The organism is Streptomyces sp. BoleA5 (genome assembly GCF_000373665.1).
GTDB lineage: Bacteria > Actinomycetota > Actinomycetes > Streptomycetales > Streptomycetaceae > Actinacidiphila.
This window is the reverse complement of the sequence record NZ_KB892124.1, coordinates 284,783-308,937: the sequence shown is the minus strand read 5'-3', so window position 1 is coordinate 308,937 and position 24,155 is coordinate 284,783. Positions and strand designations below refer to the sequence as shown.

The 24,155-nt window shown below is 73.7% G+C and carries 17 protein-coding genes; 11 read left to right on the top strand and 6 right to left on the bottom strand.

Translation table 11 applies throughout. From position 1 onward, the window contains the following. Nucleotides 1-77: 77 nt before the first annotated feature. From B085_RS0131260 to B085_RS44365, 3 genes are all read left to right on the top strand, one after another. Nucleotides 78-2,021 carry an APC family permease gene (locus B085_RS0131260; protein WP_018562551.1) on the top strand — a complete coding sequence of 648 codons (1,944 nt, stop codon included), beginning with the start codon at nucleotides 78-80 and terminating at the stop codon, nucleotides 2,019-2,021. A 97-nt stretch (nucleotides 2,022-2,118) separates the two neighbouring features. After that, entirely contained in the window at nucleotides 2,119-2,652 is a 534-nt protein-coding gene (locus tag B085_RS0131255) for a hypothetical protein (RefSeq protein WP_018562550.1), read from the top strand. Between the two features lie 45 nt (nucleotides 2,653-2,697). Continuing rightward, entirely contained in the window at nucleotides 2,698-3,192 is a 495-nt protein-coding gene (locus B085_RS44365) for a universal stress protein (RefSeq protein ID WP_018562549.1), read from the top strand. A gap of 3 nt (nucleotides 3,193-3,195) precedes the next feature. On the opposite strand, the gene B085_RS0131245 is transcribed toward B085_RS44365, so the two are convergent. After that, nucleotides 3,196-4,716 carry a dienelactone hydrolase family protein gene (locus B085_RS0131245; RefSeq protein WP_018562548.1) on the bottom strand — a complete coding sequence of 507 codons (1,521 nt, stop codon included), beginning with the start codon at nucleotides 4,714-4,716 and terminating at the stop codon, nucleotides 3,196-3,198. A gap of 96 nt (nucleotides 4,717-4,812) precedes the next feature. On the opposite strand from B085_RS0131245, the gene B085_RS0131240 reads away from it, so the two are divergent. Beyond that, a complete protein-coding gene (locus B085_RS0131240; protein ID WP_018562547.1) occupies nucleotides 4,813-5,727 on the top strand; it encodes a MerR family transcriptional regulator in 915 nt (304 codons plus the stop codon). Here B085_RS0131240 and map read toward each other — a convergent pair. Continuing rightward, the gene (map, locus tag B085_RS0131235; protein ID WP_018562546.1) at nucleotides 5,714-6,481 is read right to left on the bottom strand and encodes a type I methionyl aminopeptidase; all 768 of its coding nucleotides are present in this window, start codon (nucleotides 6,479-6,481) and stop codon (nucleotides 5,714-5,716) included. The two genes, B085_RS0131240 and map, sit on opposite strands and share 14 nt — an antisense overlap. Nucleotides 6,482-6,546: 65 nt before the next feature. Between map and B085_RS0131230 the strand changes: the two genes are divergently transcribed. Beyond that, nucleotides 6,547-6,819: a helix-turn-helix domain-containing protein gene (locus B085_RS0131230; protein WP_018562545.1), complete on the top strand. Its 273-nt coding sequence runs from the start codon at nucleotides 6,547-6,549 to the stop codon at nucleotides 6,817-6,819. Nucleotides 6,820-7,018: 199 nt separating this feature from the next. On the opposite strand, the gene B085_RS0131225 is transcribed toward B085_RS0131230, so the two are convergent. Beyond that, complete coding sequence (locus tag B085_RS0131225; protein WP_018562544.1) at nucleotides 7,019-8,380, bottom strand: hypothetical protein; 1,362 nt, start codon at nucleotides 8,378-8,380, stop codon at nucleotides 7,019-7,021. Nucleotides 8,381-8,579: 199 nt separating this feature from the next. Here B085_RS0131225 and B085_RS0131220 point away from each other — a divergent pair, with 199 nt between their 5' ends. Further along, nucleotides 8,580-10,658 (top strand): SpoIIE family protein phosphatase, encoded by a 2,079-nt coding sequence (locus tag B085_RS0131220; RefSeq protein WP_234018701.1) that lies wholly within the window; start codon nucleotides 8,580-8,582, stop codon nucleotides 10,656-10,658. 153 nt (nucleotides 10,659-10,811) lie between these two features. Beyond that, on the top strand, nucleotides 10,812-13,259 hold the full coding sequence (locus B085_RS0131215; RefSeq protein WP_018562542.1) for a SpoIIE family protein phosphatase: 2,448 nt from the start codon (nucleotides 10,812-10,814) through the stop codon (nucleotides 13,257-13,259). Between the two features lie 373 nt (nucleotides 13,260-13,632). Here B085_RS0131215 and B085_RS0131210 read toward each other — a convergent pair whose 3' ends face one another. Next, complete coding sequence (locus tag B085_RS0131210) at nucleotides 13,633-14,130, bottom strand: cupin domain-containing protein (protein WP_018562541.1); 498 nt, start codon at nucleotides 14,128-14,130, stop codon at nucleotides 13,633-13,635. A gap of 164 nt (nucleotides 14,131-14,294) precedes the next feature. Here B085_RS0131210 and B085_RS0131205 point away from each other — a divergent pair, with 164 nt between their 5' ends. After that, nucleotides 14,295-15,356: an NAD(+)/NADH kinase gene (locus B085_RS0131205; RefSeq protein ID WP_026251635.1), complete on the top strand. Its 1,062-nt coding sequence runs from the start codon at nucleotides 14,295-14,297 to the stop codon at nucleotides 15,354-15,356. On the opposite strand, the gene B085_RS47605 is transcribed toward B085_RS0131205, so the two are convergent. Further along, nucleotides 15,241-16,266: a LysR family transcriptional regulator gene (locus tag B085_RS47605; protein WP_018562539.1), complete on the bottom strand. Its 1,026-nt coding sequence runs from the start codon at nucleotides 16,264-16,266 to the stop codon at nucleotides 15,241-15,243. The two genes, B085_RS0131205 and B085_RS47605, sit on opposite strands and share 116 nt — an antisense overlap. Nucleotides 16,267-16,336: 70 nt before the next feature. Here B085_RS47605 and B085_RS0131195 point away from each other — a divergent pair, with 70 nt between their 5' ends. Continuing rightward, nucleotides 16,337-17,491: a TDT family transporter gene (locus tag B085_RS0131195; RefSeq protein ID WP_018562538.1), complete on the top strand. Its 1,155-nt coding sequence runs from the start codon at nucleotides 16,337-16,339 to the stop codon at nucleotides 17,489-17,491. A 10-nt stretch (nucleotides 17,492-17,501) separates the two neighbouring features. Here the strand turns inward: B085_RS0131195 and B085_RS0131190 are convergent, their stop codons facing one another. After that, nucleotides 17,502-18,284 (bottom strand): glucosamine-6-phosphate deaminase, encoded by a 783-nt coding sequence (locus tag B085_RS0131190; protein WP_018562537.1) that lies wholly within the window; start codon nucleotides 18,282-18,284, stop codon nucleotides 17,502-17,504. A gap of 256 nt (nucleotides 18,285-18,540) precedes the next feature. Here B085_RS0131190 and B085_RS0131185 point away from each other — a divergent pair, with 256 nt between their 5' ends. Both B085_RS0131185 and B085_RS0131180 read left to right on the top strand, forming a co-directional pair. Further along, nucleotides 18,541-19,599, top strand: a complete 1,059-nt coding sequence (locus B085_RS0131185; protein WP_018562536.1) for an AI-2E family transporter — start codon at nucleotides 18,541-18,543, stop codon at nucleotides 19,597-19,599. A gap of 240 nt (nucleotides 19,600-19,839) precedes the next feature. Beyond that, the gene (locus B085_RS0131180) at nucleotides 19,840-24,132 is read left to right on the top strand and encodes a discoidin domain-containing protein (RefSeq protein WP_026251634.1); all 4,293 of its coding nucleotides are present in this window, start codon (nucleotides 19,840-19,842) and stop codon (nucleotides 24,130-24,132) included. The last annotated feature ends 23 nt before the right edge of the window (nucleotides 24,133-24,155 follow it).

The window sequence follows — 24,155 nt, the reverse complement described above, 5'->3', positions numbered from 1 at the left end:
CGGGAGCCGGCCGATGCGTACGCTGACCAGGCCATCTCGTGGTGGCGGGAATCAGTCGCAGTACGTCAGGAGCCTCCATGACCTCCCCCGTCCCTACGGGTCGCCTGCGCGCGTGGATGCTCGAGGGCCTGTCCGACATGGCCCGGCACCAGCAGGGCGGACAGGCGGCCCCGGAACGGCGTGACCACGGCCAGCGCTGGTGGCGGGTGATGTGCCTGACGGGCGTCGACTACTTCTCCACGCTCGGCTACCAGCCCGGCATCGCGGCGCTCGCGGCGGGCCTGCTGTCGCCGGTGGCCACCGTCGTGCTGGTCGTCGTCACGCTGGCCGGCGCCCTGCCCGTCTACCGCCGGGTGGCCCAGGAGAGCCCCCGCGGCGAGGGCTCGATCGCCATGCTGGAGCGGCTGCTGTCGTTCTGGAAGGGCAAGCTCTTCGTGCTGACGCTGCTGGGCTTCGCGGCGACGGACTTCCTCATCACGATCACGCTCTCGGCGGCCGACGCCTCGACCCACCTGGTGGAGAACCCGCACCTGGCGAGCGCGCTGCACGGCAAGCAGATGCTCATCACGCTGGTGCTGGTCGCGCTGCTCGGCGCGGTGTTCATGAAGGGCTTCCTCGAGGCGATCGGTGTGGCGGTCGCCCTGGTGGGCACCTACCTCGCGCTCAACGTGGTCGTCGTGGTCGCCGGACTGTGGCACGTCGCCACGGCCGGACACGTCGTCACCGACTGGTCGAACGCCCTCACCACGGAGCACGGAAACGTCCTGGTGATGGTCGGGGTGGCGCTGCTGGTCTTCCCGAAACTCGCGCTGGGCCTGTCCGGGTTCGAGACGGGTGTGGCGGTGATGCCGCACGTCAAGGGCGACGCGTCCGACACCGAGGAACGTCCCGCCGGGCGCATCCGTGACACGAAGAAGCTGCTGACCACGGCCGCCGTGATCATGAGCTGCTTCCTGATCGCGACCAGCTTCATCACCACGCTGCTGATCCCCGCCGACGAGTTCGAGGCCGGCGGCAAGGCCAACGGCCGCGCGCTGGCCTACCTCGCGCACGAGTACCTGGGCAACGTCTTCGGCACCGTGTACGACGTGTCGACGATCTGCATCCTGTGGTTCGCCGGTGCCTCGGCGATGGCCGGGCTCCTCAACCTCATGCCCCGTTATCTGCCGCGCTACGGAATGGCGCCGCACTGGGCGCGCGCGGTGCGGCCGATGGTGCTGGTCTTCACCCTTGTCGCGTTCCTGGTCACGTGGATCTTCGACGCCGACGTCGACGCCCAGGGCGGCGCGTATGCGACCGGTGTCCTGGTGCTCATCTCCTCCGCGGCGATCGCGGTGACCATCGCCGCCCGCAAGGCGGGGCAGCGCAACTGGACGATCGGCTTCGGGGTGATCTCGGCCGTCTTCCTCTACACCACGGTCGTCAACGTCTTCGAGCGTCCGGACGGCGTGAAGATCGGCGCCTGCTTCATCGTCGGCATCATGCTGATCTCGCTGCTGTCGCGGCTCGCCCGCGCCTTCGAACTGCGCATCACCGGCATCAGCACGGACGACATGGCCGAGCGCTTCGTACGGGACATCTCCCACCGCACGATCCGCTTCATCGCCAACGAGCCCGACCGGCGGGACGCCGCCGAGTACCGCGACAAGATCAAGCAGATCCGGTCCGACAACGACCTGCCGGCGGAGGAGGACTTCGTCTTCGTCGAGGTGACCGTGGCCGACCCGTCCGAGTTCGAGGCGGGCCTGGTGGTCCGGGGCGAGGTCCTCCACGACCGCTACCGCGTCCTGACCCTGGAGAGCTCCTCCATCCCGAACGCGCTGGCGGCGTTCCTGCTGCACGTCCGCGACACCACCGGACAGCGTCCGCACATCTACTTCGAGTGGACCGAGGGCACCCCGTTCGCCAACTTCTGGCGCTTCTTCCTCTTCGGGCAGGGCGAGGTCGCCCCGGTCACGCGCGAGGTGCTGCGCGAGGCGGAGCCCGACCGGAGCCGCAGGCCCCGCGTCCACGTCGGCTGACCCCCGCACGTCAGGGGCGTGCCAAGACCGGACCGGCCCTCGTCAAGGGGCCGTCAGGGCCGCGCCGGAAGGGTCCGGTCCTGTCTACGGTCGGCCCATGGAACGGCGAAGGGCTCCCCGGCCCGAACTGCGGGGCACGATCGGCGACCGCCACTGGCGTGCCGACCTGCGACGCGCGCTGGGGTGCGCGCTCGCCTTCCTGTGCCTGGCGGTGCCGCTCGACGCGGTCGCGGGGACGCTCACCCCGCGGCGCGCGGCACTGTGGCTGCTCCTGGCCGTGATCGTGCTCGTGCTGCTCCACCCGGACCGGGTGACCGCGGGCGACGGGTGGCCGGCGGTGCGCGGCCCGCTGCGGGAGCGGCGGGTGCGGACGGACGCGCTGACCCTGGTCCGCCAGTCCCCCGGGGTGTCGCGGCTTCTGCTCCTGTGCGACGCGCACGGCCGGTGGCTGGAACTCGATCCCCGCGTCCTGGAGGCGAATCCGCTGCTGTGGCACCGGCTGGAGGCAGGGGCGCGGCGTTCCCGCACCGCCGGCACGTTCAGCGAGGGGGAAGAGGTACTGAGGCGGCTCGGCGAGCGGATCGACGGCGCCACGGCGCGCTCGGTGCTCGATGCCTCCTGGATCGGCTGACCGGCCGCTGCGTCGTCGGTGGTACGGCGGGAAATGAGGCAGTCCGTGAGCGAGTCGCCGTACCGCGGCGCGTCAGGTGCGGGCCCGCGGGTGGTCGTCGGCCTGAGCGGTTCCCCCGGCAGTCTGGCCGCGCTGCACCGGGCCGTCGCGGAGGCCCGGTCCCGCTCCGCGGGACTGCTGGCGGTGCTGGCGTGGGAACCGCCACCCGAGGAGTTCGCGCATCGCCGGACGCCGCTTCCGCCGCGGCCGTTCGACTGGGAACAGGAGGCCCGCGAGCGCCTGCGTGCCGCTCTGGAGGCGGCCTTCGGCGCCGGCGCCCCGCCCGGGATGCCGGACTTCCGCGCCGGGACCGGGCGCGGGCCCGCCGGGTACGTGCTGGTGAAGGCGGCCGCCCGCGGTGCGGACCTGCTGGTCGTCGGCACGGGGTCGCGCGGACTGCTGCCGCGTGCGCTGCGCGGTTCGGTCGCCCGCTACTGCGTCGCGCACGCGGCCTGCCCGGTGCTGGCCGTACCGCCGTCACGCCTGCCGGCCGGGGTCTGAGCCTCAGCCCCGCAGGTGCTCCAGGACGGTGCGCATCGCGCGCTCCACGGCGCCGCGCGCCGCCTCGCCGTGGTCGGTCGTCTCGAAGCCGTGGGTGCCGTCGGGGAGATCGAGGACCTCCACGTCCGCCCCCGCGTCCTTGGCCGCGGAGAGGAACTCCTCGACCGTCGCCGCGACCTCCGCCCGCTCCCGCCCCACCCGGGTCAGGACGATCGGCGGTGCCCCCACCGCGCGCACCGCGGCCGCGGGCCGGAAACGGGGGTCGGTCAGGCCCCAGTTGGGCAGCGGCGCGAGGACGGGGTAGGTGGCGGCCACGCAGCGCAGCCACCGCGGGGGCGCGGCCATCCAGTCCGCGGACAGCAGCCCTCCGGCGGAGAAGAACCACAGCGCGACGCGGTCGGCGTCGACCCGCGGATCGGCGCGGACGAGTTCGACCGCCTCGGCGAGGTCCCCGGCGGCGCGCGGGAAGTCGCCGAGTCCGTGCAGCCGGTGGTCGACCATCACGCCGATCGCTCCGAGAGCCGCCGCGAGCCTGCCGTAACCGACGAAGCCCGGCCAGTCGCGCGGTGCCGGCCGGGCGCCGGCCGGCACCGGGCCGCCGTGGACGAACACCACGGCCGGCCGGGGTCCACCGCCGTGGTCTGGTTCCGGAAGGTACAGGTCGGTACGCTCGCGGCGCTCGCGGGGACACTCGGGCACATCGAGGAGGAACGGCCGCAGGTGCGCGGGCTGTTCGGTCGCGGTGATGCGATGGCCGTCCCCGGCGGCGGCCTTCATCAGGACGCCCGCGAGTTCGCCGGGGGCGGAGAGCATCGGCCAGTGGCCGGTGGCCAGTTCGAAGAAGGTGACGCGCGGGTCGGTGAGCCCCTGGAGTTCGGGGTGCCCCAGGGCCACCAGCGCCTCCACCATCGCGATGCTCGAACCGTTGCCCGCGCACAGGACGCCGGTCGTCGGCAGGGCGGCGGCCGCCCCCGACAGGCGCAGCGGCCGGGTGAGCGTCCCGGCGGGCTGGGGCGCGGCGTCGGCGGCGAGCCGCGCCAGCGCCGCCGCGGGCACGCCGGCCGTGCTGCCCCAGTGCTCCCACGCCTTGGGCGCCGGCAGGGTGACGGGCCGCGCGTCGTCACAAGGGGCGGCCGGGGCCGAGAGCCGGGCGCGCAGTTCCTGGTCGGGCACCAGGGCCAGCGGCGGGTCGCCGTCCCGGGGCATGCCCGCGTCCAGGTGGACGACGCGGGCGACGCGTCCCGGCCGCCGGTCGGCGGCGGCCACCACCGGGTGGATGCCGTAGCCGTGGCCGACGAGCACCACGTCCGCCGCGTCCGGGGAGCCGATACCGTCGATCACGCGCAGGACGTCGTCGACGTGGGTCTCCAGGTCGGTGCCGCGCCCGGCCGGGCGGCCGGAGCCGGCCATGCCGGTGAGGCTCACCGGGTGAGCTCCGACGCCCGACTCCCGCAGCCGCCCGGCGACGTCCTCCCACACCCAGCCGCCCGTGTGGGCCTCGGGAACCAGTACGAACACGGTCATGTGTGCCTCCCCGCACGCGGTGGTCCGCGGTCCGGCCGTCCCCGCCGTCCGCGCTCGCCGGTACGGTAGGAACTCCCCCTGAGGGAGGTTCAAGCGGTGGAGAACGACGGCACGTTGGGCATCGGGGAGCTCGCCGGGCGGGCCGGCGTCTCCGTCAAGACCGTCCGCTTCTACTCGGACCGCGGACTGCTGCCCGAGTCCGGCCGCAGCGCGGGCGGCCACCGCCGCTACGCCCCCGAGGCACTGGCCCGCCTCCGCCTGATCCGCTCCCTGCGTGCCCTGGACCTGCCGGTGCCGGAGGTGGCGCGGGCGCTGGAGCGGGAGGACGCCCTGGAGGACGCCGTCGCCGGCCACCTGAAGACGCTCGGCTCCCGACTGGCCGCCCTGCGCTGGCAGGAGGCCGCTCTGCGGCTGCTCCAGGACTGCACCGCCGAGGAACGCGCCGAGCGGCTGGAACTCGTCGGCGCCGTCCCGGTGCCGCCGAGCACCGACCCGATGGCCCGCTTCTGGCGCCGCTGGCTGCTGCCCGCGCGGTTGCCCGCTCCCGTGCTGGCCCGGGTCGTCGACCTCGCCGTGCCGCAGCCGCCGGACGAGCCCGGCCCGGCGCAGGTGCTGGCCTTCGCCCGGCTGCACGCCTTCACCTCGGCCTCCTGCCCGCCCGGTGCCGTGCACCGGCTCGCGGCGCACCGGCCCGACGCGGGCCCCCGTCCGGCCATGCTGTACGAAGGGCTCTACGAGGCCTACGAACTGGCCGCGCCGGACGTCCTGGCCGGCCGCGCCCCGGGCGCCGGCGAGGCGCTCGACTGCTTCGTCACCGCCCACGCGCGGTCGTTCCAGGCACGCGACACCCCCGGCTTCCGCCGCAGGCTGAGCGGCATGCTCGCCGTGGAACCCCGCATCGACCGCTACTGGCAGCTCGTGGGCGAGGTCAGGGGCCCGGGCGAGACGACCCCGGGGGCCGCCCACACCTGGCTGCGCTCGGCGCTGGAAGGCCAGGTCACAGCGCGGTGAGGATGCGCGGGCCCTCGTCCGTGACGGCGACGGTGTGCTCGAAGTGCGCTGCGCGGCTGCCGTCCTCGGTGTGCAGGGTCCAGCCGTCGGTGGCCGTGCGGTAGCCGCCGCGTCCCCCGGCCATCAGCATCGGCTCGATGGCGAGGGCCAGGCCGTGCCGCAGCGGGTAACCGCGCCCGGGGCGGCCCTGGTTGGGCACGTGCGGGTCCTCGTGCATCCGTCGGCCGATGCCGTGGCCGCCGAAGTCCCCGGGCATGCCGCACCGGGCCTCGCTCGCGACGGTGCCGATGGCGTGCGAGATGTCGCCGATCCGGTTGCCGACGGTCGCCGCGGCGATACCGGCGTCGAGGGCCCGCCGCGTGGCCTCGACGAGGCGCAGGTCGGCGGGGCGGGCTGTGCCGACGATGAAGCTGATCGCGGCGTCCCCGGTCCACCCGTCCAGTTCGGCACCGCAGTCGACGCTCACCAGGTCGCCGTCCCGCAGCCGGTAGCCGGTGGGGATGCCGTGCACGACGGCGTCGTTCACGGACGTGCAGATCACCGCGGGGAACGGCGTGGGGGCGAAGGACGGCCGGTAGCCGAGGAAGGGCGACCGCGCGCCCGCCGCGTCCAGCACGGCACGGGCCGCCTCGTCCAGTTCCCGCAGCGACACGCCGACGCGCGCCGCCTCACGGACCGCGGCGAGCGCACGGGCCACGACGCGCCCGGCCTCCCGCATGGCCGCCAGCGCGGCGTCCGTCTTGATCTCCACCATGTCCGTTGCTCCTTGTTCCGCCCCCGGGGGCACCCAATTCTTATACCGGTATTAGTATCACGGTCATGGTACGAACTCCCCTGACCCCCTGGGAACGACAGCGCGGCGAGCGCTTCGGTGCGCTGCTGCGCCGGGCACGCGGCGACCGCAGCATGGTCGAGGTCGCCGCGGCGGCCGGCGTCTCCGCCGAGACCCTCCGCAAGATCGAGACCGGCCGTGCTCCGACCCCGGCGTTCTTCACGGTGGCGGCGCTCGCCGCGGCGCTGGACATCTCGCTGGACGAACTCGCCTTCGCGTGCGTCCCCGAGACGGGGGATGACAGCGCGATGTCCGCGTAGGGGGCGCCCGGTGGGGGCAGCTGCGCCGGGCTGCCCGGTTGCTCGTGTGCGGGTTGGTTGCGCCTGCGGCGGGCATCCCCCGCCCCCGGCCCACCACGCACGCGCGCAGGCCCGCATCAACCATCCGGGGCAATCGGGAGGGCGGGCGGGGGAGAAACCCCAACCCCAACCACAACGCGCCCGCACACGACAACGGCGCTCAGTTGCCCCCAAAACCCCCACCGTCACCAAACCCCCCACCGTCCCCGAACCCGCCCCCGAAATCCCCGGGGTCGAAATCGGCACCCGAATAGTCGCCGCCCTGGTCGTCCGGCGGCCCGCCGCCGGACGCGTAGGGGCCGGGGCCGCCGAAGGGCCCGCCGAGCGAGCTGCCGAGCAGCGTCCCCACGAGGATCCCCGGCAGCATCCCCCCGCCGAAGTAGCCCTGGGCCCAGGGGGCGTAGGCCGGGCCCGCCTCCCAGTACGGGCGGGGACCGCGGGGTGTGTCGACCTGGCGGGCCATGGGTTCCAGGCCGTCCTCGAGCCGGGCGGCGTCGGCGGCGCAGACGGGTACGGTCCGCTCGGCCCCGCCGCCGTCCGGGGTCCACGGCACGTCCTGGACCGACGGCCCGTGGCGGGGGTCGAAGAAGCACGGCGGGCGGCGCTCGGGCAGCGGGCCGCCCTCGATGCGCGCCTCCAGCGTGGCGAGCGCGAAGCGCCCCTCCCCCAGTGCCCGGCTGACCTGCTGCACGTCGCCGGGCGCGTGCGCCCGCTCCATGGCGGTCTTCGCGGTGTCGTAGGCGTCCAGCGCGCGCGTGTAGTCCTCGCGCATGGCGTCGTCGGCCGTCGCGCCGCCCGGGTCGAACCCGATCCGGCCCAGCTCCTCGCCGAACGCGGTGATGTCCTCGTCCACCACCGGGCGCAGCTCGTCGAGCCGGGCACGGTCCTGCTCCTCGCGGCGCCGCTTGGCGCGTCGGGACACCAGGACAGCCCCGCCGCCCCCGACGAGGACCAGGAGGCCGAGCGCGACGAGCACCCCGGTCCCGCCGCCCGTGCCGACGCCGACGGAGCCGCCGCCCCACGAGGCGGGGGCGTGGCCGCCGGCCTGCGGCAGTGCCTGCTCGACGAAGCCGGCGACCATCGCCGCGGGGTCGCCGGGGTCGGACCGGCGCACGGCGCCGGTCAGGTTCTCGACGGCGTTGCGTGACATCACGGCGGGGTCCGCTCCGGCGTCGAAGCGGTCGCCGAGGACGACGGCGTACACGCCGGTGATGCCGACCTTGGTCCGCAGGTCCTGCAGGAGGGTGGCGGCGGGGAACTCCGCGGTGTCCGGGAGGACGGCGACGAAGACCGGCCGGTCCGCCTTCTCGATGCGCCCGGCGAGGGTGTCCGCCTCGGCCTGCGACAGCACGTCGCGCGCCCGCGGATCGACGTACACGGGCCCCTCGCGCAGGGCGGCAGCCGCGGTGTCCAGACCGCCCGCGGCCCGCGCTCCGGCGCCCGTCGCGACGGCGATGCAGAGCACCCCGCAGATCACGGCGAGTACCGGCACGAGGCGGAGGATCCGCCGGACGGTCCCCATATTTACGACGCTAACCCAGATCGGGCTGCCGCGGCGCTGCGGCAGCCCGTTCCCCGGGCGGTCTCCGGCATCTCCGATAGGCTGTTCTGTCAGAATTGCCTATCAATGAGCGACATCTACCGGTTGGTTCCTGCGGGTGGGGGCCTGCGGGGACCGACCGCATGAGAACGCCCCTCGTTCCCGGGGATGGGTCGTCGCGGTGGACATACAGCAGTCTGCGAAGGATGTCGGTCAGCCCCAGACGGCGGTGGGGCAGGCAGGTGTGTTCCGCGACCTGCTGCCCATCGCGATGTGGCGGATCGACTCGGAGGGGCGCATCTCCCAGTGGTCGCTGGCCGCACAGGAGCTCTTCGGCCACACGGCGGAGGAGGTGCTCGGGCGCAGCGCCACCCCGCTGCTGGTCCCCGTGGCGAACTGGGAACTGGCCGACGAGCTGACGCACCGGGTGCTGTCGGGCGAGGCCGTCGTGGGCACGCTGCCGGTACGCCACCGCGACGGCCACCTGGTGACCATGGAGATGTGGATCTGCCCCACCGCCGATCCGCAGGGGCGCACCGGGTTGATGGGCATCGCCGCCGAGACCTCCGCGGTGCTGCGCATGCGGGACTCGCTGGCCGCCCTGGAGGGGCTGTTCACCCAGTCCCCCATCGGTCTGGCCATGCTCGGGCCCGACCTGCGCTACGTACGGGTCAACGAGGCGCTGGCCCGTATGAACGGCGTCCCCGCCGCCCAGCACATCGGCAGGCGCGTGAGCGAGGTCGTCCCCGGGCTGAACACCATGGCACTGGAGACCGTGATGCGGCAGGTGCTGGCCCGCGGCGAACCCGTGGTGGACTTCCGGGGCCTGGGACGGACGGGCGCCGACCCCCGCGCCGAGCGGGTCTGGTCGTGCTCGTTCTCGCCGCTCCTCGGCGGCGGCGGCCGCCGGCTCGGCGTGATCGCCAGCCTGATCGACATCACCCGGGAGGAGCGCGCGCAGCTCCAGGCCACCCGCGGACGGCAACGGCTCGCCCTGCTCGCCGAGGCGGGCACGCGTATCGGCACCACGCTCGACCTGCGGCAGACCGCGGAGGAGGTGGTGCAGGTGCTCGTGCCCCGGGTGGCCGACTCCGCCGACGTGCACCTGCTGGAGGAGGTCCTCGACCCGGACGAGGCCACGGCCTCCGCCCACGGCATGGTGCGCCGTCTCGCGGTCGCCTTCGCCGACCCCGCGGCCCCGGCCGAGGACCTGGCCGTCGGCATGACGCACCAGGTCCCCCGGGCGTCGGCGTACGAGCAGGTCATGGTGGAGGGACGGCCGATGAGGCTCACCAGGGCCGACATACCCCGGCTGGTGCCCGGCCCGGAGAACGAGCGGCTGCGGAGCTATCTGCGCACTCTCGGCTGCGCACGCATGGTCCCGCTGGTGGCCCGCGGCACGGTGCTGGGCATCGTCATGGTCACCCGGTCCCGCAGGCGCGAGCCCTTCGACGACCAGGACAACCTGCTCATCGACGAACTCGCCGCCCGCGCGGCGCTCGGCATCGACAACGCGCGGATGTACTCCGCCCAGCGCCGCGCCGCCCTGACCCTCCAGCGCAGCCTAGCCAACACCGCGCTGCCCACGGTGCCCGGGCTGGAACTGGCCGGCCGTTACCTGCCCGCCAGCGACCAGGAGGTGGGCGGCGACTGGTACGACGTCATCGCCCTGCCGGGTGACAGGACCGCCCTGGTCATCGGGGACGTCATGGGCCACGGGGTGCACGCGGCGGCCGTCATGGGGCAGCTGCGGACCACGGTGCGCACCCTGGCCCGGCACGACATCCCCCCGGTAGAGCTGCTCCGGTCGCTGGACGCGGCCGTCGCCGATGTCGGCGAGAACGAGATGGCCACCTGCGTCTACGCCGTCCACGACCCGGCGGACGGCAGCTGCCTGGTCGCGCGCGCCGGGCACCCGCCACCCGCGGTGGCGGGCGCGGGGGGCGAGGTGGCCTTCCTGGACGGCCCGAGCGGTACACCGCTCGGCGTGGGCCGCCGGGACTTCCAGACCGAGCGGGTGCCGTTGCCGCCGGGCGCCGTGCTGGTGCTCTACACCGACGGCCTGATCGAGGCCCGCGACCGCAACCTCGACCAGGGCATGCGCCAACTCGCCCGCGCTCTGCGCCATCGCGGCCGGCCGCTCTCCCGGGTCTGCGACCGCGTCCTCGCCCGTCTGCTGCCCCGGGGCGCGCAGGACGACGTCGCGATCCTGCTGGCCCGGCCAATCCACCCGACCACCCGCCATGAACCCCCGGACTGAGCGCGCGACGCCGCGTGGCGGGCCACGCGCCGCCGGCAGGACGGGCCGATACTGGAGCTGTGCCCGTACGGGCGCCGCTCCCGGGCCCCGGCGGGGAACCACCCCCTGTGACGCAGCTCGCCCGGTTCTCCCGCACGTGCGACGGTGGTAGCGATGGACAACCCGGCCAAGACGTTCAGCGAGTCACCGGAGGACCCGTTCTCGGTGCACGGCGCGGCCTCGGTGGTACTGGACGACGACGCCTCCGTGGTGGGGTGGAGCGCGCGCGCCGAGACGCTGCTGGGCCACCGGGCGGAGGACGTGCTGGGCCGGCCGGCTCCCGAACTCCTCGTCCACCCCGCCGACATGGGGCTGGTCCTGGATGTGACCGCGGCGTGCCTGAGCGAGGACGGCTGGTTCGGGGTCGTGCCGGTGCTGCACCGTGACGGACGCCGGGTGGAGGTGGGCTGCCGGGTCCGGGCCGTCGCGCGGGAGGACGAGCGCCGCGAGTGGTACGTGGTCGCGGCGCCCGCCACCGAGGTCGTGCAGTGGGAGACCGACCGATGGGTGCTGGACGGGCTGTTCCGCCGCTCCCCCATCGGGCTGGCGGTCTTCGCGCCCGACCTGACCTTCCTGCGCGTGAACCGGGCGATCACCAAGTTCAGCGGCGTCCCCGCGGAGAAGCACCAGGGTCTGCGCACGGCGGACTTCCTCTTCGGGCCGGACGCCGAAGCCGTGGACGACCAGCTGCGCCGGGTCCTCGAGACCGGCCGGTCCTCGATCTTCTCCGAGCAGCCCTGCCGGCTGCGCCGCGACCCGCAGCGCGAACTGTACGTGGAGGTCTCGGCGTTCCGCATGGAGGACACCTACGGGCACGTGCTCGGGGTGACCCAGACCGTCGAGGACGTGACCGAGCGCCACCGGGCCCGCCGCAGGCTGGCCCTGCTCAGCGAGGCCGGGGCCCGCATCGGCACCACGCTGGACGTCGGCCGCACCGCCCGCGAACTGGCCGAGGTGGCCGTGCCGGGGCTGGCCGACAGTGCCTCGGTCGACCTGCTGGAGGCCGTCCCGCAGGGGGAGGAGCCCGCCCAGGACGCCTTCCCCGCGGTCTGCCGCGCGGCGGTGCAGTCGGCCCTCCCGGACACCGAGCGCATCATGTACCCGGTGGGCCGGACCATCCGCATCCCCCCGGGTTCCACGCAGGCGCGTTCGCTGGCCGAGGGCCGCCCGGTCTTCGAGTCGGACATGGACCGGGCGCTGGCCTGGCTCGACGAGGACCCGGCGCGGGCCAGGGCGGCCCGCGAGGTCGGCGCGCACTCCCTGATGGTGGTGCCGCTGGTCGCCCGCGGGCTCGTGCTCGGGCTGATCAGCCTCTGGCGGACGCGCGGCCGCGAGCCCTTCGAGGCCGACGACCTCACCCTCGCCGAGGAGTTCGCCGCACGCGCGGCCCTGAGCATCGACAACGCCCGCCGCTACACCCAGCAGCACCAGGCGGCCCTGACCCTGCAGCACAGCCTGCTCCCGGGCAACGTGCCGTGGCACCCCGCCGCCGAGGTGGCCCACCGCTACCTGCCCGCCAACACCGCCACCGGCGTGGGCGGCGACTGGTTCGACGTCATCCCGCTCTCCGGGCTGCGTATCGCGCTGGTGGTGGGTGACGTCGTCGGCCGCGGTCTGCACGCCGCGGCCACCATGGGCCGGCTCCGGACCGCCGTGCACACCCTGGCCCACCTGGACCCCACGCCGGACGAGGTGCTGTCGCACCTCGACGATCTCGTGGACCGGCTCGCCTCGGAACAGCTCGAGACCGACGAGAACGCCCCTCCCGTCGTCGGCGCGACCTGCCTGTACGCCGTCTACGACCCGGTCTCCCGGCGCTGCTCGCTCGCCCGGGCCGGCCATCCGCCGCCGGTGGTCGTCACCCCGGAGGGACGGGGCAGCCTGATCAACATCCCCGCGGGCCCGCCGCTGGGCCTCGGCGGCCTCCCGTTCGAGACCGCCGAGATCGAACTGGCCGAGGGCAGCACGCTCGCGCTGTACACCGACGGCCTTCTGTGCACCCGCTGCCGCGACGTCGACGACAGCATCGCGATGCTGTGCGGGGCGCTCACGGCGCCCTCCGGCTCGCTGGAGGAGACCTGCGGCGCCGTCGAGGACACCCTCCTCAAGGGGCGCCGCGCCACCGAGGCCGCCGACGACGTGGCCCTCCTCGTCGCCCGGACCCGCGTCCTCGCGCCGGAGCAGGTCGCCACATGGGACCTCCCCCCGGACGCCACCGCCGCCGGGCAGGCCCGCTCCTTCGTGGAGTCCAAGCTCGCGGAGTGGGGGCTGGAGGAGGCGGCCTTCGTGACCGAACTGATCGTCAGCGAGCTGGTCACCAACGCGTACCGCTACGCGGGCGGTCCCATCACACTGCGGCTGATCCGCGACAGCCACCTCATCTGCGAGGTCTCCGACGCCAGCAGCACCTCCCCGCACCTGCGGCGTGCGCGGACGACGGACGAGGGCGGCCGCGGGCTGTTCCTGGTGGCCCAGCTCAGCGAACGCTGGGGCACCCGCTACACGCGCGAGGGCAAGACGATCTGGACCGAGCAGCCCCTGCCCCTGCAGGGGGACTTCTGACCGGGTACGGCACGTGGGCCTTCGGCCCGTGCACCCGCCGTGCCGCGCCCCGCCCCGGGGCTCCGCCCCAGGGGGCGGAAGGCCGGAGGGCGCCATGGCCGCGACCGCGTCAGCCGGCTCCCGCACGCCGGCGGCCCCCGAGACCGGATCCCGCGGCTCGCGGCGCCCCGCCGAGCACGACCGCGGCGCGATCGCCGTGCGGTCGGCTGCCCGCCGGAATCGCCCACCCCGTCGCCGCGTCCGGTACGACGCCCGTAAGGACGCGCCGCCGTGGACCGCGTCGCCTTTCGCAGGACGGCCCGGCCGCTGCCCGCTGCGGGGCCGAGCACGGCTGCGGCGTGATCGTACCGACGGCCGGGCCCGCTGGGCGGGCTCAGCGCGGTGGCAGGGCGGTGCCGCAGCGGGAGCAGTACAGGGCGTCGCTCTCGCCCGACAGGCGGCCGCACTCCACGCAGACGCGGTGCAGCAGGCAGGCCGCGTCACCCGCTTCCGGCGCGGCGGCGGGACCGGCGATGGTGAGGCCCGGGCGGCGGGCGTGCACCGTGAGGTAGGTCAGTCCAGCGCCGCCTGCGGACAGCGCGCGGCAGGTGCCGCGCGGCAGCCAGGCGAGGGCGCCGGGCGCCAGGGTCGTCTGGCGTCCGCCGTCGTCGCCCGAGAGGTGTCCACCGCCGTCCACGACGTACAGCAGGACGTCCAGGTCGGCCTCGACGTGCGGCCGGACCTCCGTGCCCGCCGGAAGGCGGATGACGTTGGCGTCGAGCTGGCGGCGGTCCGCACCGAGCCGCCACAGCGCTCCGCGCTGCCCGACGGGCGTACGGCCGATCAGGTCCGCCACTTGGGCGAGGACACCCGGCGCGGGCTTGGTCTCCACGTTCGTCCTCCCTGCACGTGTGGAACAGCCGAACGCTACTCCGGCCCGCGCGCCGCCGCACGGCGGCGGGGAGCGGCGACGCGCGGCGCCCAACGCGACGCGCGCACCGGGGAGGCGGACGATGGGGTCATGACGCCGCAGCGGACGCCGCCGGGGAGGCCGTGATGCCAGTGGGCCGGATCGGGTTGGTCGTGCACGGGGCGCGCGAGGACGCGAGCGAGGCCGCCGCGGCGGTGCAGCGGTGGTGTGCGCGCCACGGGGTCCCCGCGGTGGAGATCGACGTGTGGCGCAAGGACCGCCCCCGGCACAGCGGTGAGGAGGAGGCGGCCTCGGCGGGCTATCCGGACCTGGTCGTGACCCTCGGCGGCGACGGCACGTTCCTGCGCGGCGCGCGGGTCGCCGCGGCGTGCGGGGCGGCGGTACTGGGCGTGGACCTGGGGCGCGTCGGCTTCCTCACCGAGGTGTGCACCGAGGACATCGAACGGGCGCTCGACTGCGTACACGAGGGCCGGGCCACCGTCGAGGACCGTATGACGCTGACGCTGCGGGCGTCGCGGCCGCTGGAGATCCCCGAGGGCATCGAGTCGCTGCTGCGGTACGGTCGCGGGCCGGCGCTCCCGCCGCCGCGGGTACGGCCCAGCGAGCCCGAGGACGTGGGCTGGGGCGTGCCGATGGCCGTCAACGCCGTCAACGACGTCGTCTTCGAGAAGCTCGCCCGGGACCGGCAGGCCAGCCTCGCGGTGTACCTGGGGGGCCGTCTGTTCGCGTCCTACTCGGCGGACGCGGTCGTGGCGGCCACGCCGACGGGTTCCACCGCGTACAGCTTCGCCGCCGGGGGCCCGGTGGTCTCCCCGCGCATCGACGCGATCGTGTTCACCCCCGTCGCACCGCACATGGCCTTCGACCGCACCCTGCTGGCGGCCCCGGACGAGGTCCTGGCGGTCCGTGTGCTGACCCGCTCCGGCCGGGTCGCGGTCAGCATCGACGGCCAGCTGAGGGGCGTCCTGGATCCGGGCGACTGGGTCGGGGTGTACAAGGCCCGGCACCGGCTGCGGCTGATCCGGCTGGGCCCGACCGACTTCTACGGGCGGGTGCGCGACCGCTTCCGGCTCAGTGACGCCCCGGCCGCGGCCGCCGACGGGGAGGCCCCGCCGCTGTACCGGCCGAAGTCGCCCGTCCCGCCGGACCTGCGGAATCTCCGTCTCCCACCGCCGGACGGGCACTGACCCCGCCCTGCCGGGCGATCCCCGCCAGCTCCCGCGCCGGCCCGGTCAGGTCGCGCCCGCGGGCTCGCACCACACGCAGCGTCCGCGTGAGGTCCAGTCCGGTCACGGGGACGGCGACGACGGTGCCGCTCGCGAGTTCCGCGGTGAGCGCGAGGGAGCTGAGGACGGCCGGGGCGAGCCCGTCGGCGACGGTGGTCTTGATGGCGGTGGTGGAGGGGAGTTCGAGCAGCGGGTCTGCGAGCGCGAGCCCCGCCGCCCGGGTCAGGGCGTGCTCGAGGTGGCGGCGGGTGCCGGAGCCGCGTTCACGGCTGACCAGGGGTGTCGCGGCGAGTTCGGCGGCGCCGATGCCGGACCGGCGGCGCGCCCAAGGGTGGGAGGGGGCGACGACGACGGTGAGCTCGTCGTGCGCGACCGCCTGGGCGACCAGGCCCCGCGGTACGTCCGGGCCCTCGACGAAGCCGAGGTGGGCCTCGCCGGCCAGGACGGCCGCGGCGACGTCCTCGGAGTTGCCCGCGGTGAGCGCGACCGTGGTGCGCGGGGCGCCCGCCCGCAGGGCCAGCAGCCACTGCGGCAGCAGGTACTCGGCCACGGTCATGCTGGCCGCCACCTGCAGCCGGCACTCGGTGGTGCCGCGCAGCGAGGTGATCCCGGCGTCCAGGGACGCGGCGGCGTCGACGGCGGTGCGCGCCCAGTCGGCGACGAGCGCGCCGTGCTCGGTGAGCCGCGAGCCTCGCGGTGACCGTTCCAGCAGGTGCAGGCCGAGCCTGCGTTCGAGGTGCCGGAGGCGCGAGCTGGCGGCGGGCTGGCTGACGCCGTGGGCACGCGCGGCCGCGCCGACGCTGCCGAGGCTCGCGACCGACAGCAGCAGGTCGAACGCCGCCAGGTCGCTCACTCGCTCGGGCAGGGGCATAAGCCCAGTCTATGACCCCATCCGGAAGTGGTCCCTACCGGCGGGACCCGGCCGGGGCGACGCTGAGGGCATGCCTTCGACGCTCGCCGCCCCCTCCCCGCCCGGCACCAACCCGCGCACCGGGGTGCCGGACCCGGAACACCGCTCCCGGGTCTTCCGCGACCTCGGCCCCAACTGGTTCGCCTCCGTGATGGGCACCGGCATCGTCGCCACGGCGGCGGCCGGGCTCCCCGCGCACATGCCGGGGCTGCGGACGGCGGCCACCGTCGTGTGGGCCCTGGCGGCCGTCTGGCTGGTGGTGCTCTCCGCGGCCTGGGCGGTGCACTGGACCCGCCACCGCGAGCGCGCGCGGGCGCACGCGGGGCATCCGGTGATGGCGCACTTCTGGGGCGCACCGGCGATGGCGCTGCTCACCGTCGGCGCGGGCACCCTGGCGCTGGGTTCGGACTGGATCGGGCCCCACACGGCCCTGGCCGTGGCCGCGGCGCTCTGGTCGGCCGGCACCGTGCTGGGGCTGGTGACCTGGGTGTGGATCCCGTACCGGGCGATGACCGACCACCGCGTCTCCGACGACTCGGCGTTCGGCGGCTGGCTGATGCCCGTCGTCCCGCCGATGGTGTCCGCGGCCACCGGGGCCGCCCTGGTCCCGCACCTCGCGGCCGGGCAGGCCCGGCTGACGCTCCTGCTGGCGTGCTACGCGATGTTCGGGATGAGCCTGATCGCGAGCCTGGTGATCATCCCGCAGATCTGGGGCAGGCTGGTGCGCCACAAGACGGGCCCGGCGGCCATGGTGCCGACCCTGTGGATCGTGCTGGGCCCGCTGGGGCAGTCCGTCACGGCGGCCAACCTCCTCGGGCACGCGGCGCCCACCGCCCTGCCCCGCCCCTACGCCACCGGGGCCGAGGTGTTCGGCTACCTCTACGGCGTGCCCACGTGGGGTTTCGCCATGATGTGGCTGGCCCTGGCGGCGGCTCTCACCCTGCGCACCGCGCGGAACGGCCTGCCGTTCACGCTGACCTGGTGGAGCTTCACCTTCCCGCTGGGTACCTGTGTGACCGGCACGAGCGCCCTGGCGCTGCGGCTGCACTCGGCGGCCTTCCAGGGGGCGGCGCTGGTGCTCTACGCGGGCCTGGTGGCGGCGTGGGCGCTGGTCGCGGTGCGTACCGTACGCGCCGGGGTGCGGGGGACGCTGTTCCTGCCGCCCGTCCCGGCGCCCCGCGCGTGAACCGACGGGTTCACAGACCCTGCCAGGCCGGCTTGGCCGCGTAGGTGGCCCGGAAGTAGTCGGCCAGCTTCAGCTCGGACGCGGCCGCCTCGTCGACGACGACGGTGGCGTGCGGGTGCATCTGGAGCGCGGAGGCGGGGACGACCGCCGCCAGCGGGCCCTCGACGGCGAGGGCGACCGCCTCCGCCTTGGCCTCGCCCGTGGCGAGCAGCACGAGGTGCCGGGCCTCCAGGATGGTGCCGATGCCCTGCGTGATGACGTGGTGCGGCACGTCCTCGGGGCGGTCGAAGAACCGGGCGTTGTCCTTGCGGGTCTGCTCGGTCAGCGTCTTGATCCGGGTCCGCGAGGCCAGCGAGGAGCACGGCTCGTTGAAGCCGATGTGGCCGTCCGTCCCGATGCCGAGCAGTTGGAGGTCGACCCCGCCGGCCTCCGCCAGCGTCCGCTCGTACGCCGCGCACGCCTCGACGACGTCCTCGGCGGTGCCGTCCGGTCCCATGAACGACTCCTCGGCGAGGCCGAGGGGCTCGACGACCTCGCGCAGCACCACCGAGCGGTACGACTCCGGGTGCCCCGCGGGCAGGCCGACGTACTCGTCCAGCTGGCAGATCCGGGCGCGCGACACGTCGGCGCGACCCTCGCCGGCCAGTGCGGCGAGTGACCGGTAGACCGGGAGCGGGGTCGATCCCGTGGCGACGCCGAGCAGCGCGTCGGGCTTGCGGCGCAGCAGGTCGGCGACGGCGCCCGCGATGAGTTCGCCGCCCGCGGCGGCGTCCGGAACGATGACGACTTCCACTTCGGGACCGCCGATCTGGTGAGAGAGACCGCAAACTGGTTTAGACCAATTTAGCAGCCGGGACCCCCGGAGATCCACCACCGGCCCGGGGGTGCCTTCGGGCGAATGCGGCGCCCGCCGCGTTGGACGGCTCACCCCCGGTGGTAGCAAGCAGGGACAGGCGCTCCGGACGCGGGCGTGCGGGCCGGGCGCGACGGGGAGGTGCGGGACGGTGTCCCAAGGACGGCGGGCCCGGATCCGCGCCGGGCGCCGGGAGGTGCGCGGGCCCGCCGGGCGGCCCGGCGTCCGGGTGTTCCCCGCGCTGAACACGGCCGCCGCCTACTCCTGGCGGCTGCTCGTCGTGGGGGCCGTCGTCTACGCCGTGTTCGCCACCCTGGGACGGTTCCACGAGATCGCGGTGGCCGTCTTCCTCGGGCTGGTCGGCACCGCCATGCTGCGGCCGCTCACCGATCTGCTCGCCCGCGCGATTCCGCGCTCGCTGGCCGTCGCCGTCTCGCTGATCGGCAGCATCTTCGTCGTGTTCGGCATCCTGGCGCTGGTCGGCGATGTGGTCGCCGGCGAGGCCGGCGGACTGCAGCGGGAGTTCGGTGCGGGCTTGACACGGATCGAGCGCTGGCTGGAGACGCCGCCGTTCCGGCTCGACCCCGCGGCGCTCACCGACCTGCAGTCGAAGGTCGGGCAGTGGCTCTCCCGCCACCGGGCGGCCCTGATCAGCACCGCGCTCAGCGGCGCCGGGCGCCTGGTCGAGGTGCTGACGGTCTTGGCGCTGGCGCTGTTCTGCTCGGTGTTCTTCCTGCACTCCGGCGACCGGCAGTGGTCCTGGTTCTGCGGACAGCTGCCGAGGTCGGTCCGCGGCCGGGTGTCGCTGGCGGGCCGTGCGGCATGGCGTACGTTCACCGGCTACACCCACGGGATCGTGCTGGTGGCGGCGACCAACGCGATCCTGGTGGGGGTGGCGCTGTACCTGCTCGGGGTGCCGCTCGCGCTGCCGCTGGCACTGCTGGAGTTCTTCGCCGCGTTCGTACCGCTGATCGGCTCGCCCATCGCCCTGGGGGTCGCGGCCGTGGTGGCGCTGGCGGCGAAGGGGCCCATCATCGCGGCGGTCGTCGTCTGCCTGATCGTCGTCATCGGCCAGATCGAGGGCCATGTGCTGCACCCGCTGGTGATGGGCTGGGCGGTGCGCCTGCATCCGGTGGTCGTCGCCCTCACCGTCATCGGCGGGGCCATCGCCGCCGGGGTGATCGGCGCGGTGGTGGCGGTCCCGCTGGTTTCCGTCCTCTGGTCGATCTACCAGGCGCTGCGCGCCACGGAGTAGACGCGCAAGTTTTTGCGGTGCTTCCGCAACACCCTGTCGGCTGGACGACACTCCAGCGCAAGCGCGTGTCGGCTGAGACGAAAGCCCGGTCGGGGGCATAGACGCCCGGAAACAGCTCTGCAACTATCGGCTCGGGCCGCGCAATTACCAAAACATTCGACGCAATTTTCTTTGCGTGGCAGCCGCATAGCTGGGACATGTCATGGCACCAACAACTCTGACGAGAGGCACAGGGACGACATGCCAAGGAAACGGTTCATCCGACGGCTGCTGGCGGGGGTGATCGCGGCCGGCCTGGTGCTGCTCGGCCAGTCGGCCCTGCCCGCCGCGGCCGCCGGCGGTCCCAACCTCGCCGCGGGGGCACCGGCCACCGCGAGCAGTTCCCACGCCGAGTACGGGGCCGCCAACATCACCGACGGCAACCAGAACACCTACTGGCAGAGCGCGGGCAGCTCCTTCCCGCAGTGGGTCCAGGTCGACCTGGGCGGCAGTACCAGCATCGACCAGGTCGTCGTCAAGCTCCCCGCCTCCTGGGAGGCCAGGACCGAGACCTTCGCGGTCCAGGGCAGCCCCGACGGCACCACCTTCTCCACGCTCTCCGGTTCGGCCGGGCGCACCTTCGGCCCCGGCGCGGGCAACACGGTGACCATCGGCTTCGCGGCCACCCCCACCCGGTTCGTCCGGCTGAACATCACCGCCAACACCGGCTGGCCCGCCGCCCAGATCTCCGAGCTCGAGGTGCACGGCTCCGCCACCTCGACCGACAACCTCGCCCAGGGCCGCACCCTCACCGCCAGCAGCGGCAACGCGCCCTATGTCGCCGGTAACGCGGGCGACGGCAACCAGACCAGCTACTGGGAGAGCGCCAACAACGCCTTCCCCCAGTGGGTCCAGGTCGACCTGGGGTCCTCCGTCGCGGTCACCAAGGTGGCGCTGAAGCTGCCGCCCTCGTGGGAGGCACGGACGCAGACGCTGTCCCTGCGCGGCAGCACCAACGGCACGTCCTTCAGCGACCTGGTGGCGTCCCGCGACTACTCGTTCAAACCGGCCGACAACAACACCGTCACGATCAGCCTGAGCAGCACGACCACCCGCTACCTGCGGGTCGACGTGACCGGCAACACCGGATGGGCCGCCGCGCAGTTGTCGGAGCTGGAGGTCTACGGCCCGGCCTCCGGTGACACCACCGCGCCGAACGCGCCCACCGGCCTGGCCTACACCGAGCCCGGCTCCGGCCAGATCCGGCTCACCTGGAACGCCGCGACCGACAACGTCGGCGTCACCGGCTACGACGTCTACGCCGACGGCGAGCTGCGCACCAGCGTCTCCGGCAGCACGCTCGCCTTCACCGACAACCAGCCCGACAGCGCCACCGTCAGCTACTTCGTGCGCGCCAAGGACGCGGCCGGCAACGTCTCGGGCAACAGCAACACCGTCACCCGGACGGGCTCCGGCGGCGACACGCAGGCGCCCAGCCAGCCCGGTGACCTCGCCCTCACCCAGCCCGCCTCCGGCCAGGTCAAGCTGACCTGGACCGCCTCCGGCGACAACGTCGGCGTCACCGGCTACGAGGTGTACGCGAACGAGGTGCTGCGCACCACGGTGTCGGGCACCACGCTCACGTACACCGACAGCCAGCCCGACAGCGCGACCGTCTCCTACTACGTGAGGGCCAAGGACGCGGCGGGCAACCGCAGCGTCGCCAGCGCCACCGTCACCCGCAACGGCTCGGGCGGCAACGGCTCCGACCTGGCCGTGGGCAAGCCGATCACGGCGTCGTCCAGCACGCAGAACTTCGTCGCCGCAAACGCCAACGACAACAGCGTCACCACCTACTGGGAGGGCGCCGGCGGCAGCTACCCGAACACGCTGACCGTCTCCCTCGGGGCGAACGCCGACGTCACCTCGCTGGTGCTCAAGCTCAACCCGGACAGCGCCTGGGGAACCCGCACCCAGACCGTCCAGGTGCTCGGCCGGGAACAGGGCGCGAGCGGCTTCACCAGCCTGAAGGCGGCGGCCGGCTACACCTTCAGCCCGTCCTCCGCGAACACGGTGACCATCCCGGTCGGCGCCCGGGTCGCCGACGTGCGGCTGCAGTTCACCGCCAACAGCGGCGCCGCCGCGGGCCAGCTGGCGGAGTTCCAGGTGATCGGCACTCCGGCGCCGAACCCCGACCTGACCGTCACCGGCCTGTCCGTCTCCCCCGGCGCGCCGGTCGAGACCGACTCGGTGAGCCTGTCCGCGACCGTGCGCAACATCGGCGAACTGGCCTCGGGCGCCACGAACGTCACCTTCTACCTGGGCACCACCAAGGTCGGCACCGCCGCCGTGGGCGCGCTGGCCGCCGGCGCCTCGACCACGGTGACGGCGAACATCGGCGTACGGGACGCGGGCAGCTACCCGCTGAGCGCCAAGGTCGACGAGGCCGGGGACGTCATCGAGCAGAACGACACCAACAACGCCTACAACAGCCCGACCCCGCTGGTCGTCAGGCCGGTCGACAGCTCCGACCTGATCGCCTCGCCCACCGCCTGGTCCCCCGGCAACCCGGCCAAGGGCAACACCGTCACCTTCTCGGTGGCGATCAGGAACCAGGGCACGGTCGCCTCCGCGGGCGGATCCCACGGCATCACCGTCACGGTCACCGACTCCGTCTCCGGCTCCGTCGTCAAGACGCTGACCGGCTCCTACAACGGCGCCATCGCCGCGGGCAGCACCACGAGCCCCGTCTCGCTGGGCACCTGGACCGCCGCGAACGGCAAGTACACCGTCAGGACCGTCCTCGCGCCCGACGCGAACGAACTGGCGGTCAAGCAGCAGAACAACACCAGCACCCAGTCCCTGTTCGTCGGACGCGGCGCCAACATGCCGTACGACATGTACGAGGCGGAGGACGGGGTCCTCGGCGGGAGCGCCGCCCTGGTCGGACCCAACCGCACCGTCGGCGACCTCGCGGGCGAGGCGTCCGGCCGCAAGGCCGTCACGCTGAACAGCACCGGCAGCTCGGTGGAGTTCACCACCAGGGCCAGCACCAACACCCTGGTCGTGCGCTACTCCATCCCCGACGCCGCGGGCGGCGGCGGGATCAACTCCACCCTGAACGTGTACGTCAACGGCAGCTTCCTCAAGGCCGTCGACCTCACCTCCAAGTACGCGTGGCTGTACGGCAGCGAAACCGCCCCCGGCAACAACCCGGGTGACGGCAGCCCCCGCCACATCTACGACGAGGCCAACATGATGCTCGGCACGACCGTGCCGGCCGGATCGAAGATCAAGCTGCAGAAGGACGCCGCCAACGGCAGCCAGTACGCGATCGACTTCGTCAACACCGAGCAGGTCTCGCCCATCGCCAACCCCGACCCCGCGGCCTACACCGCGCCGACCGGATTCACCCACCAGGACGTGCAGAACGCCCTGGACAAGGCCCGGATGGACACCACGGGCACCCTGAAGGGCGTCTATCTGCCGCCGGGCGACTACGAGACGGGCAGCAAGTTCCAGGTCTACGGCAAGTCCGTGAAGATCATCGGCGCGGGGCCCTGGTACACCCGCTTCCACACGCCTGCCGGCCAGTCCAACACCGACGCGGGCTTCCGCGCCGACTCCACCGCCAACGGCTCGTCCTTCTCGGGCTTCTCCTTCTTCGGCAACTACACCTCGCGCATCGACGGCCCCGGCAAGGTCTTCGACTTCGCCAACGTCGCGAACATGACCATCGACAACGTCTGGAACGAGCACACGGTCTGCCTCTACTGGGGCGCCAACACCGACAACGTCACCATCACGAACTCCCGGATCCGCGACACCTTCGCCGACGGCGTCAACATGACCAACGGCAGCACGGACAACCACCTCGACAACATCGAGGCCCGTGCCACGGGTGACGACAGCTTCGCCCTCTTCTCGGCGATCGACGCCGGGGGGGCGGACGAGAAGAACAACCTCTACGAGAACCTGACGTCCCTGCTGACCTGGCGCGCCGCGGGCATCGCCGTCTACGGCGGCTACGCCAACACGTTCCGCAACATCCTCGTCGCGGACACCCTGGTCTACTCGGGCGTCACGATCAGCTCCCTGGACTTCGGCTACCCGATGAACGGCTTCGGGACCGACCCGACCAACCTCCAGAACATCTCCATCGTCCGCTGCGGCGGGCACTTCTGGGGCAGCCAGACCTTCCCGGGCATCTGGCTCTTCTCCGCCTCGAAGGTCTTCCAGGGCATCCGCGTCAGCGACGTGGACATCGTGGACCCGACCTACAGCGGGATCATGTTCCAGACGAACTACGTGGGCGGCCAGCCGCAGAACCCGATCAAGGACACGGTCCTGACCAACGTGTCCATCACCGGCGCCCACCGCAGCGGTGACGCCTACGACGCCAAGTCGGGCTTCGGCCTGTGGGCCAACGAGATGCCGGAGTCGGGACAGGGTCCGGCGGTCGGCTCCGTCACCTTCAACAACCTGACCATGAACGACAACTACCTGAACATCAAGAACACCACGTCCACCTTCACGATCAACGTCAACCCGTAGCGCGGGGACGCGCGGGCGCCGTG

What these genes read in the sequence shown, in the direction of transcription:
- B085_RS0131225 (WP_018562544.1), bottom strand. Translation starts at nt 8,380, where the DNA reads ATGGGGACCGTCCGGCGGATCCTCCGCCTCGTGCCGGTACTCGCCGTG.
- B085_RS0131260 (WP_018562551.1), top strand. Translation starts at nt 78, where the DNA reads ATGACCTCCCCCGTCCCTACGGGTCGCCTGCGCGCGTGGATGCTCGAG.
- map (WP_018562546.1), bottom strand. Translation starts at nt 6,481, where the DNA reads ATGGTGGAGATCAAGACGGACGCCGCGCTGGCGGCCATGCGGGAGGCC.
- B085_RS47605 (WP_018562539.1), bottom strand. Translation starts at nt 16,266, where the DNA reads ATGCCCCTGCCCGAGCGAGTGAGCGACCTGGCGGCGTTCGACCTGCTG.
- B085_RS0131205 (WP_026251635.1), top strand. Translation starts at nt 14,295, where the DNA reads ATGCCAGTGGGCCGGATCGGGTTGGTCGTGCACGGGGCGCGCGAGGAC.
- B085_RS0131245 (WP_018562548.1), bottom strand. Translation starts at nt 4,716, where the DNA reads ATGACCGTGTTCGTACTGGTTCCCGAGGCCCACACGGGCGGCTGGGTG.
- B085_RS0131230 (WP_018562545.1), top strand. Translation starts at nt 6,547, where the DNA reads ATGGTACGAACTCCCCTGACCCCCTGGGAACGACAGCGCGGCGAGCGC.
- B085_RS0131255 (WP_018562550.1), top strand. Translation starts at nt 2,119, where the DNA reads ATGGAACGGCGAAGGGCTCCCCGGCCCGAACTGCGGGGCACGATCGGC.
- B085_RS0131215 (WP_018562542.1), top strand. Translation starts at nt 10,812, where the DNA reads ATGGACAACCCGGCCAAGACGTTCAGCGAGTCACCGGAGGACCCGTTC.
- B085_RS0131180 (WP_026251634.1), top strand. Translation starts at nt 19,840, where the DNA reads ATGCCAAGGAAACGGTTCATCCGACGGCTGCTGGCGGGGGTGATCGCG.
- B085_RS0131195 (WP_018562538.1), top strand. Translation starts at nt 16,337, where the DNA reads ATGCCTTCGACGCTCGCCGCCCCCTCCCCGCCCGGCACCAACCCGCGC.